Raw genomic sequence first — 8,818 nt, forward strand, 5'->3', positions numbered from 1 at the left:
GAAAAGCTCGCCTTGGTGATCGAGGGCTCCAGGACGGGACTGCCTACCGAGGAGGACTCCCCCGACACGGCGACCTGCCGTTTCTGCGGACTGTCCAGGCCCACGGACATCCTTGTGCCGCCCCCCTCGCCCCACCACCCCCACCCCCCTCAGTCCCCGCTCTCCTCCCGGTACGCCGCCGCCTCCTCCAGGTCGAGGCGGCGCAGGAGGGTGCGGAGCATTTCGTCGTCGATGCGGCGGTGGTCGCGGAGTTCCACGAAGACGGCTCGTTCGGCGCCGATCATCTCGCGGGAGAGGCGGCGGTAGGTGTCGTCGGCGGACTCGCCCTCGTCGTTGACGGCGCCGAGGCGTTCCCAGGGGGCGTTCCTGCGGCGTTCCAGGACTGTCCGCAGGCGGTCCAGGAGCGGGCCGGGGAGGGTGTTGGCCTCGTCGGCGAGGAGCGCTTCGAGGCGTTCCTCCGCCGCGGTGGACGCCTCGCTCTGGGCCTGTGCCTCGATGAGCGTGTCCCGGCGGGCGTCGCGCTGCGGCAGCCGGAGCAGATGGATGAGCGGGGGCAGCGAGAGGCCCTGGACGACGAGGGTGCCGATGACGGTCGTGAAGGTGAGGAAGAGGATCAGGCTGCGGGCGGGGAAGTCCGATCCGTCGTGGACGGTGACCGGGACGGAGAACGCGATGGCGAGCGAGACGACGCCCCGCATCCCCGCCCAGCCGATGACGAAGGGACCCTTCCAGGTGGGTTCGGGCTCGCGGCGGCGCACCCGGGCGGAGAGGAGGCGGGGAAGGTAGGTGGCCGGGTAGACCCACACGAAGCGGGTCGCGACGACGACCAGGAAGAGGGCCAGGGCGTACCAGATGACGATGGGGCTGCCGTACTGGCCGAGGTCGTCGAGGACGACGGGGAGCTGGAGGCCGATGAGGGCGAAGACGGCGGACTCCAGGATGAAGGCGACCATCCGCCACACCGCGTCCTCCTGGAGACGGGTGGCGAAGTCCACCTGCCACGAGCGGTGGGCGAGGTACAGGGCGACGACGACCACGGCGAGCACGCCGGAGCCACCGAACTTCTCCGCGACCGCGTAGGCGAAGAACGGGGTGAGCAGGGACAGGCCGTTCTGGAGCAGCGCCTCGGTGAGGTGGGTGCGCATCCAGTGCAGGGGGACCATCAGGACCAGTCCGACGGCGATGCCGCCGACCGAGGCGAGCAGGAATTCACCGATCCCCTTGCCCCAGCTCGCGCCCTCGCCGACCGCCGCCGCGACGGCGACCTTGTACGCGGTGATCGCGGTGGCGTCGTTCACGAGGGACTCGCCCTGGAGGATCGTCGTGATCCGCGCGGGCAGCCCCACCCTGCGTGCCACGGCGGTCGCGGCGACGGCGTCCGGCGGGGCGATCACGGCGCCGAGGACGAGGGAGGCGGTGAGCGGGAGGGCGGGGACGAGGAGGTAGATGACGTAGCCGACGACGAGGGTCGCGAAGAGCACGTACCCCACGGAGAGCAGCCCGATGGCGCGGGCGTGCGCGCGCAGCCCGAGGTAGGAGCTGTCGGCGGCGGCCGTGTAGAGCAGCGGGGGCAGCAGGAGCGGCAGGACGATCTCGGGATCGAGGTCGTAGTCCGGGACGCCGGGCAGGTAGGAGACGGCGAGCCCCACCGTGACGATCAGCAGCGGGGCCGGGATCGGGGTGCGGCGCGCGGCTCCCGCCACGGCGGCGCTTCCGGCGACGAGGAGCAGCACGGGCAGGGCGTCCATGGGTACGGGGTTTCTCCTTCGGGAGGGACGTGGGCGGAGGGCGTGCGGTGGCGGGCGGAGGGCGGACGCGGCGGAGTCGGCGGCGACCGGACACGAAGAGGCGGGCGGGAGCCGGACGGGAGCGGGGTGCGACGGTGGGGACGGACGGGAACGGTACGGGCCCGGGGGCGGACGGGCGGGACGGGGCGCGGGAGTGGCGTGTTCCCCGCCGGGAGCGGAGTACGGGCCCGGTGGGGAAGGCACCGGGGGAACGGGGCGGGGCGGAGTCGCAGGGGGGAGGGGCGGGCGGTGGAGCCGTGGCGGGCGGGGCGGGCGGGTCTGTCGTAGTCTGACAATCTTGACCCCCTTGCCTCACTCCACGTAGGTGTCCCCCGCGAATGGGCGGGTGCCGCCGGGTGGGGGCGGGAGTGTCGCTGACGTCCCGGCAGGGGCCGGGCCCCTGAACGAGGAGCACGTGGTGTTGAAGGACTGCCCCCACCTGCCCGGGCTGCCGGACCCGGAGCCCGAGGCGCTGAGCGAGACCTGCCTCGAATGCCTGGAGGTGGGCAGCCACCCGGTGCAGCTGCGCAAGTGTCTCGTGTGCGGCCGGGTGAGCTGCTGCGACTCCTCGCCGTACCGGCACGCCACCGCCCACTTCGACGAGACGGGTCACGCGGTGATGCGCTCGTTCGAGCCCGGCGAGGAGTGGCGCTGGTGCTACGTGGACAACGCGCTGGTCTGATGATCGGCCCGCCCGGGGCCGTTCCGGGCCGAAGCGGACACAGCGCGAGGGGCCGGGGAAGGTTCGAGGGGGCGGGGGCTGGGTACGTCACCCCGGCATCGCGTCGCGCAGATCGAGGGCGCCGCAGCGCCCCACCGATCGTGCCCGCGGTCTTACGACGAGTGACGCGGGGGCCGGGGGTCCCCGGGACAGGGGGCCCGGGTGCGCGGTAGCGTCACGGCTGAACGACGAGGCATGTGACCCGGGGCGCACACCCCCGGAGCCCCGAAAGAGCTTGTACCACCTTGGAGGTGAGGGTGTCCCCTATCGCAGGCGAGCCCGGGACCGAGGACTTCGTGGAAGTCCGGCTGCCGGCTGCGGGTGCCTACCTGTCGGTGCTGCGGACGGCGACGGCCGGTCTCGCGGCGCGTTTGGACTTCACCCTCGACGAGATCGAGGATCTGCGGATCGCGGTCGACGAGGCGTGCGCGATCCTGCTTCAGCAGGCGGTGCGGGGCTCCGTGCTCCGCTGTGTCTTCCGGCTGATCGGTGACGCGCTGGAGGTGATCGTCTCGGCGCCGACGACGGACGGGCGGGCACCGGAGCGGGACACCTTCGCGTGGACGGTGCTGTCCGCGCTCGCGGGGAAGGTGGAGTCGTCGGTGTCCGAGGACAAGACGGTGTCCATCTCCCTCTACAAGCAGCGCGGTGCCGGACCTGGTCCGGTCTGAGCGGGACGGGGGCGGGCCGGTGCGTGAGGGAAAGCGGGACGCGGCCCGGGACCGTGCGCGCGAAACCACCGCGGACGGGACCGGGCCGGCCGGATCGGCCGGCCCCCCGCGGCCCGGCCGGGCTCCGGGCCCGGCGGACGGCTCCGGTGCGGGAGCGCCCGGAGCGGGCGACCGCGGACGGGGGAACGAGCGAGGGGGTCTTCCTGACCCCAGGGACGCGGTGGAGCGGGCGGGACGGATGAGCGAGCAGGAGTATCCACAGGGGGAGCACGAGCCGGATGACACGGGGCGTGCCCCGTCGTCGGCCGGGCAGCCGGTGAGCGACGGGGAAGGACCGGTGGCGGGCGAGGCGTCCGCGGCGCCCGTACCGGGCGCGGCCGCGGTCGCGCCCGGGGAGACCGCGCGGCAGGAGCCGGACGCGGCGGGCGACCGGAAGACGGTGCCCGGCGAGGCCCCGGCCGGGCGCGGGCACCACCCCCGTGCCCGGAGCGCGCGCGAGAGCGAGGACCGCAGCGAGGCGCGGGCGCTCTTCGTCCGCTTGCGGACGCTGGAGCCGGAGTCGGCGGCGTACGCGGAACTGCGCAACCGGCTGGTGCGGATGCACCTGCCGCTCGTGGAGCACCTGGCGCGGCGTTTCCGCAACCGGGGGGAGCCGCTGGACGACCTGACGCAGGTCGCGACGATCGGCCTGATCAAGTCGGTGGACCGCTTCGACCCGGAGCGCGGCGTCGAGTTCTCCACGTACGCGACGCCGACCGTCGTCGGCGAGATCAAGCGGCACTTCCGGGACAAGGGCTGGGCGGTAAGGGTGCCGCGCCGGCTCCAGGAGCTGCGGCTCTCGCTCACCTCCGCCACGGCGGAGCTCTCGCAGCTGCACGGGCGCTCGCCGACGGTGCACGAGCTGGCCCAGCGGCTCTCCATCTCCGAGGAGGAGGTGCTGGAGGGGCTGGAGTCCGCGAACGCCTACAGCACGCTCTCGCTGGACGTGCCGGACACGGACGACGAGTCGCCCGCCGTGGCGGACACGCTCGGCGCCGAGGACGAGGCGCTGGAGGGCGTCGAATACCGGGAGTCGCTCAAGCCGCTCCTGGAGGACCTGCCACCGCGCGAGAAGCGGATTCTGCTGCTGCGGTTCTTCGGGAACATGACGCAGTCACAGATCGCCCAGGAGGTCGGCATCTCGCAGATGCACGTCTCACGGCTGCTCGCCCGGACGCTGGCGCAACTCCGCGACAAGCTCCTCGTGGAGGAGTGACCCGTCGGGGGTGACTCGTCGAGGGGTGAGGCGGGCGGGACTCCCCCGCGCGGTCCCGGTCCCGGGTGGGGCGCCGTCCGGCCGGAGTGCCCCGCCCCGCCGGGCGCCGTTCCCGTCAGGAGGAGGCGGCGTCGCTCGGGGCGCGGATGCCGAGGGTCCGGGTCGTCTCCTTGTTGAGGAGGCAGACGAGGCCCGCGATCGAAGCGGCGGCGAGCGCGATACCGCCGGGGATGAACATGCTGTCGGTCCTGAGCAGCGTCCAGGCGACGGGGAGCCCCATGAGCTGTGTGATGACGGCCGGGCCCCGGCTCCACCGGCGCAGGCGCCACAGGCCGCGCGCGGCGATCCCGGGGATGGCCCCGAGGACGACGAGCATGATGCCGACCGTCGCGGTGTCGCCCTGGTCGCCGGAGCCGGCCAGGCCCCGGACGAGGACGTAGAGGCCGCCGGCGGCGAGGGCGAGGGCCTCGGCCGCGCAGATGAGGGTCGCGAGGAAGAGGCGCCGGGGGTGCCGCGCGGGTTCGGTGGGGGTCTGCTCGCTGCTCACGCTGCCAGGGTAGCGGGGCGGGGGCGACGGGTGCGTGGGGGCGGGGGGCGCTACCGATGGGTACCCTGCCTCTCATGCGTGCTCTTCTCGTGGTCAATCCGGCGGCTACCACCACCAGTGCGCGCACGCGCGACGTCCTGATCCACGCCTTGGCCAGCGAGATGAAGCTGGAGGCGGTGACCACCGGCTACCGGGGGCACGCGCGGGACCTGGCGCGCGAGGCGGCCGAGGCGGCGGACATCGATCTCGTCGTGGCGCTCGGCGGCGACGGCACCGTCAACGAGGTCGTCAACGGGCTGCTGCACGCGGGCCCGGCACCGGAGTCGCTGCCCGGCCTCGCCGTCGTGCCCGGCGGTTCCACGAACGTCTTCGCGCGGGCGCTCGGGCTGCCGAACCACCCCGTGGAGGCGACGGGCGCGATCCTGCACGCGCTGCACGAGCGCTCCGAACGCACGGTCGGCCTCGGTCTCGCCTCGGGGACGCGGGGCAGCGAGGACGAGTCGGTCCCCTCGCGCTGGTTCACCTTCAACGCGGGGCTCGGTTTCGACGCGGGCGTCGTGGGCCGGGTCGAACAGAAACGGGAACGCGGCAAACGCTCCACGCACGCCTTGTACGTAAGGCAGTTGCTCCGCCAGTTCGTGGACGAGCCCGCGCGCAGGGCGGGCCGGATCACGCTGGAACGGGTGGGCGAGGAGCCCATCGAGGACCTGGTGCTGTCGATAGTCAGCAACACCAACCCGTGGACCTACCTGGGCAACAAGCCCCTGTACGCCTCCCCCGGGGCCTCCTTCGACACCGGGCTCGACGTGCTCGGCCTGAGCCGTCTCTCCACGGCCGCCGTCACCAAGTACGGGACGCAGCTGCTGCGTTCCTCGCCCGATCGCGGGCCGCAGGGCAGACACGCGGTGTCGCTCCATGATCTCAGTGAGTTCACCTTGCATTCCAAGGTTCCGCTGCCCTTTCAGATGGACGGTGACCACCTGGGGCTCCGCACGAGCGTGACGTTCACAGGCGTTCGCCGTGCACTGCGTGTGATTGTGTGAGTGGAAGCAAGCAAAGACCTTGCACTCGAACGTTTAGAGCACGATCCACCCCATAGAAGTACGGCTGTGACCTAGTTGACACCAAAGAATCAAAAAAAACTTTCCGGAAGGGGTTGTATCCCGCCCGGAGGTTTGGGAATCTCTACATGGCGATCGGGACGGGCCCCACAAGCGGCCCCCACAGAGAGCCAGAATCCCTCCCTCATCTGGACCCGGCCAGGCTTGAACCTGGCTGCTCGGCCCACCCTTCGGGCGGGATTCGTGAAAGCGTTCACATTCACAAGCAACGTGCATGTAATACCAAGGAGAGGTAGCAGCCATGGACTGGCGTCACAACGCCGTTTGCCGCGAGGAAGACCCCGAGCTCTTCTTCCCCATCGGCAACACCGGTCCTGCGCTGCTGCAGATCGAGGAAGCCAAGGCCGTCTGCCGTCGCTGCCCGGTTATCGAGCAGTGTCTGCAGTGGGCGCTTGAGTCCGGTCAGGACTCGGGCGTCTGGGGTGGCCTCAGCGAGGACGAGCGCCGCGCGATGAAGCGCCGCGCCGCTCGCAACCGGGCGCGCAACGCGACCGCCTGAACAAAGCCCCCCAAGAGCCTGGCGCTTGGCGGCGCGTACAGCGTGTACGCACGACCCGCCCCCGAGCCGCAGCGCGCAGTAGGCGGTCGACGCCCTTGAGGCCATCACCGCGAGCAACACCCCCACAGCGACACCCCCATAGCGTGAACGACGAAGGGCCCGGCCCGGTCAGCGACGACCGGCCGGGCCCTCTGTCGTGGCCGCGCACGTCAACCCCCGTACCCCGCACGCGCGTACGCCCCCGGCTTTCGCGGGACCCCGCCTTTGCGGACCCTGCCCGTACGCCCCCGCCCTCGCGGGACCCCGCGCGTACACCTTCGCGGACCCCGCTCGCACGCGCTCCCCCGCGCGCGTCCGCGCGTCAACCCCGCTCCCCCGCCGGGTGCCCTCTCGCGGGTGAACCCGCCCGGCGGGAGCAGGAGGTCAATCCGCCCGCGAGGCCGTCCCGTTCACGCCTTCTCGCCCTCCACGGGGATGTCCAGGACGACCCGCGTCCCGCGCTCCGGGGCCGGGACCATGTCGAACGTGCCGCCGAGTTCGCCCTCCACGAGGGTGCGGACGATCTGGAGGCCGAGGTTGCCCGAGCGGTGCGGGTCGAAGCCCTCGGGGAGGCCCACGCCGTCGTCCTGCACGGTGATGAGCAGCCGGTGGCCGTCCCGGCCCGCCCCGCCGCCGCGCACCGCGCCGACCTCGACCGTGCCCGTGTCCCCGGGCCCGAAGCCGTGCTCCAGGGCGTTCTGGATGACCTCCGTGAGGACCATCGAGAGGGGCGTGGCGACCTCGGCGGCGAGTATCCCGAAGCGGCCCGTGCGGCGGCCCGTGACCGTGCCCGGGGAGATCTCCGCGACCATCGTGAGCACGCGGTCGGCGATCTCGTCGAACTCGACCTGCTCGTCCAGGTTCTGGGACAGCGTCTCGTGGACGATCGCGATGGAGCCGACGCGGCGCACGGCCTCTTCGAGCGCGGCCCGGCCACTCTCGGAGTCGATACGGCGGGCCTGGAGGCGCAACAGGGCCGCCACGGTCTGGAGATTGTTCTTCACCCGGTGGTGAATTTCCCGGATGGTGGCGTTCTTCGTCATCAACTCCTGTTCGCGACGGCGCAATTCCGTCACATCGCGGAGAAGGACGAGGGAACCGATGTGCGTGCCTTTCGGTTTGAGCGGAATGGCGCGCATCTGAATGACGGCGTCATTTCCCTCGACCTCGGTCTCGCGCGGCGCCCAGCCGCTCGCGAGTTTCACGAGCGCCTCGTCCACCGGGCCCTTGGAGGGCGCGAGTTCGGCGGTCGCCTGGCCGAGGTGGACGCCGACGAAGTCGGTGGCGAGGCCCAAGCGGTGGTACGCGGAGAGGGCGTTGGGCGAGGCGTACTGGACCATGCCCTCGGCGTCGAGGCGGATGAGCCCGTCGCCGACGCGCGGCGAGGCGTCCATGTCGACCTGCTGGTCGGGGAAGGGGAAGGCGCCCGCCGCGATCATCTGCGCGAGGTCGGAGGCGCTCTGGAGGTAGCTCAGCTCCAGGCGGCTCGGGGTGCGCACGGTGAGCAGGTTGGTGTTGCGGCCGATGACGCCGAGGACGCGGCCCTCGCGGCGCACGGGGATCGACTCGACCCGTACCGGCACCTCCTCGCGCCACTCCGGGTCGCCCTCGCGCACGATGCGGCCCTCGTCGAGCGCCGCGTCGAGCATGGGGCGGCGGCCCCGCGGCACGAGGTGGCCGACCATGTCGTCCTGGTACGAGGTGGGGCCCGTGTTGGGGCGCATCTGCGCGACGGAGACGTAGCGCGTGCCGTCCCGGGTCGGGACCCACAGGACGAGGTCGGCGAAGGAGAGGTCGGACAACAGCTGCCACTCCGAGACCAGCAGGTGCAGCCATTCGAGATCGGAGTCGCTGAGCGCCGTGTGCCGGCGTACGAGGTCGTTCATGGAGGGCACCCGGCGAGCGTACCCGGGCCCCGGGGGAACGTGTGCCCCCGCGCCCCAGGGGCCGCGGCGCCGCGAGGGGACCCTCGGCCCCTCCGGCACCGCAGCCCGAAGGCGTGCCCGCGCGCCCCTGAGAGGCGCGGGACCGCGAGCCGCCGGGTGTGCGGTGCCCGGTGGCCCTGGGGGACGCGCGCGGTCAGGGCAGAGAGCGCGGGTCCCCCGGTCCGCCCTCCTGTGCGGGGAGGGCGGAAGCCGATTCCGCGCGAGGCGCGGACTAGACCATTTTCAGGGGCGC

At 72.4% G+C, this 8,818-nt stretch carries 8 protein-coding genes; 5 read left to right on the forward strand and 3 right to left on the reverse strand.

From position 1 onward, the window contains the following. Nucleotides 1–149 precede the first annotated feature (149 nt). Complete coding sequence (locus tag SSBG_RS07960) at nt 150–1,748, reverse strand: Na+/H+ antiporter (RefSeq protein WP_008745680.1); 1,599 nt, start codon at nt 1,746–1,748, stop codon at nt 150–152. A gap of 460 nt (nt 1,749–2,208) precedes the next feature. Here SSBG_RS07960 and SSBG_RS07965 point away from each other — a divergent pair, with 460 nt between their 5' ends. The 3 genes from SSBG_RS07965 to SSBG_RS07975 all read left to right on the forward strand — a co-directional run bounded on the left by SSBG_RS07965 (nt 2,209) and on the right by SSBG_RS07975 (nt 4,434). Next, entirely contained in the window at nt 2,209–2,469 is a 261-nt protein-coding gene (locus tag SSBG_RS07965; RefSeq protein WP_008745681.1) for a UBP-type zinc finger domain-containing protein, read from the forward strand. A gap of 296 nt (nt 2,470–2,765) precedes the next feature. Beyond that, a complete protein-coding gene (locus SSBG_RS07970; RefSeq protein ID WP_008745682.1) occupies nt 2,766–3,179 on the forward strand; it encodes an anti-sigma regulatory factor in 414 nt (137 codons plus the stop codon). A gap of 238 nt (nt 3,180–3,417) precedes the next feature. Continuing rightward, a complete protein-coding gene (locus tag SSBG_RS07975; protein ID WP_008745683.1) occupies nt 3,418–4,434 on the forward strand; it encodes an RNA polymerase sigma factor SigF in 1,017 nt (338 codons plus the stop codon). A 115-nt stretch (nt 4,435–4,549) separates the two neighbouring features. Here SSBG_RS07975 and SSBG_RS07980 read toward each other — a convergent pair whose 3' ends face one another. Next, nucleotides 4,550–4,981, reverse strand: coding sequence for a hypothetical protein (locus tag SSBG_RS07980; protein ID WP_008745684.1), 432 nt, complete (start codon nt 4,979–4,981; stop codon nt 4,550–4,552). A 74-nt stretch (nt 4,982–5,055) separates the two neighbouring features. Between SSBG_RS07980 and SSBG_RS07985 the strand changes: the two genes are divergently transcribed. Both SSBG_RS07985 and SSBG_RS07990 read left to right on the forward strand, forming a co-directional pair. Further along, on the forward strand, nt 5,056–6,024 hold the full coding sequence (locus tag SSBG_RS07985; protein WP_037871231.1) for a diacylglycerol/lipid kinase family protein: 969 nt from the start codon (nt 5,056–5,058) through the stop codon (nt 6,022–6,024). 319 nt (nt 6,025–6,343) lie between these two features. Further along, nucleotides 6,344–6,601 (forward strand): WhiB family transcriptional regulator, encoded by a 258-nt coding sequence (locus tag SSBG_RS07990; protein ID WP_008745686.1) that lies wholly within the window; start codon nt 6,344–6,346, stop codon nt 6,599–6,601. 449 nt (nt 6,602–7,050) lie between these two features. On the opposite strand, the gene SSBG_RS07995 is transcribed toward SSBG_RS07990, so the two are convergent. Continuing rightward, on the reverse strand, nt 7,051–8,526 hold the full coding sequence (locus SSBG_RS07995; RefSeq protein WP_037869215.1) for a PAS domain-containing sensor histidine kinase: 1,476 nt from the start codon (nt 8,524–8,526) through the stop codon (nt 7,051–7,053). Nucleotides 8,527–8,818 lie beyond the last annotated feature (292 nt).

Origin of the sequence: Streptomyces sp. SPB074 (genome assembly GCF_000154905.1) — a bacterium.
Taxonomy (GTDB): domain Bacteria; phylum Actinomycetota; class Actinomycetes; order Streptomycetales; family Streptomycetaceae; genus Streptomyces.

Coding starts and splice junctions, on each gene's coding strand:
- SSBG_RS07995 (WP_037869215.1), bottom strand. CDS start 8,526: ATGAACGACCTCGTACGCCGGCACACGGCGCTCAGCGACTCCGATCTC.
- SSBG_RS07975 (WP_008745683.1), top strand. CDS start 3,418: ATGAGCGAGCAGGAGTATCCACAGGGGGAGCACGAGCCGGATGACACG.
- SSBG_RS07985 (WP_037871231.1), top strand. CDS start 5,056: ATGCGTGCTCTTCTCGTGGTCAATCCGGCGGCTACCACCACCAGTGCG.
- SSBG_RS07990 (WP_008745686.1), top strand. CDS start 6,344: ATGGACTGGCGTCACAACGCCGTTTGCCGCGAGGAAGACCCCGAGCTC.
- SSBG_RS07960 (WP_008745680.1), bottom strand. CDS start 1,748: ATGGACGCCCTGCCCGTGCTGCTCCTCGTCGCCGGAAGCGCCGCCGTG.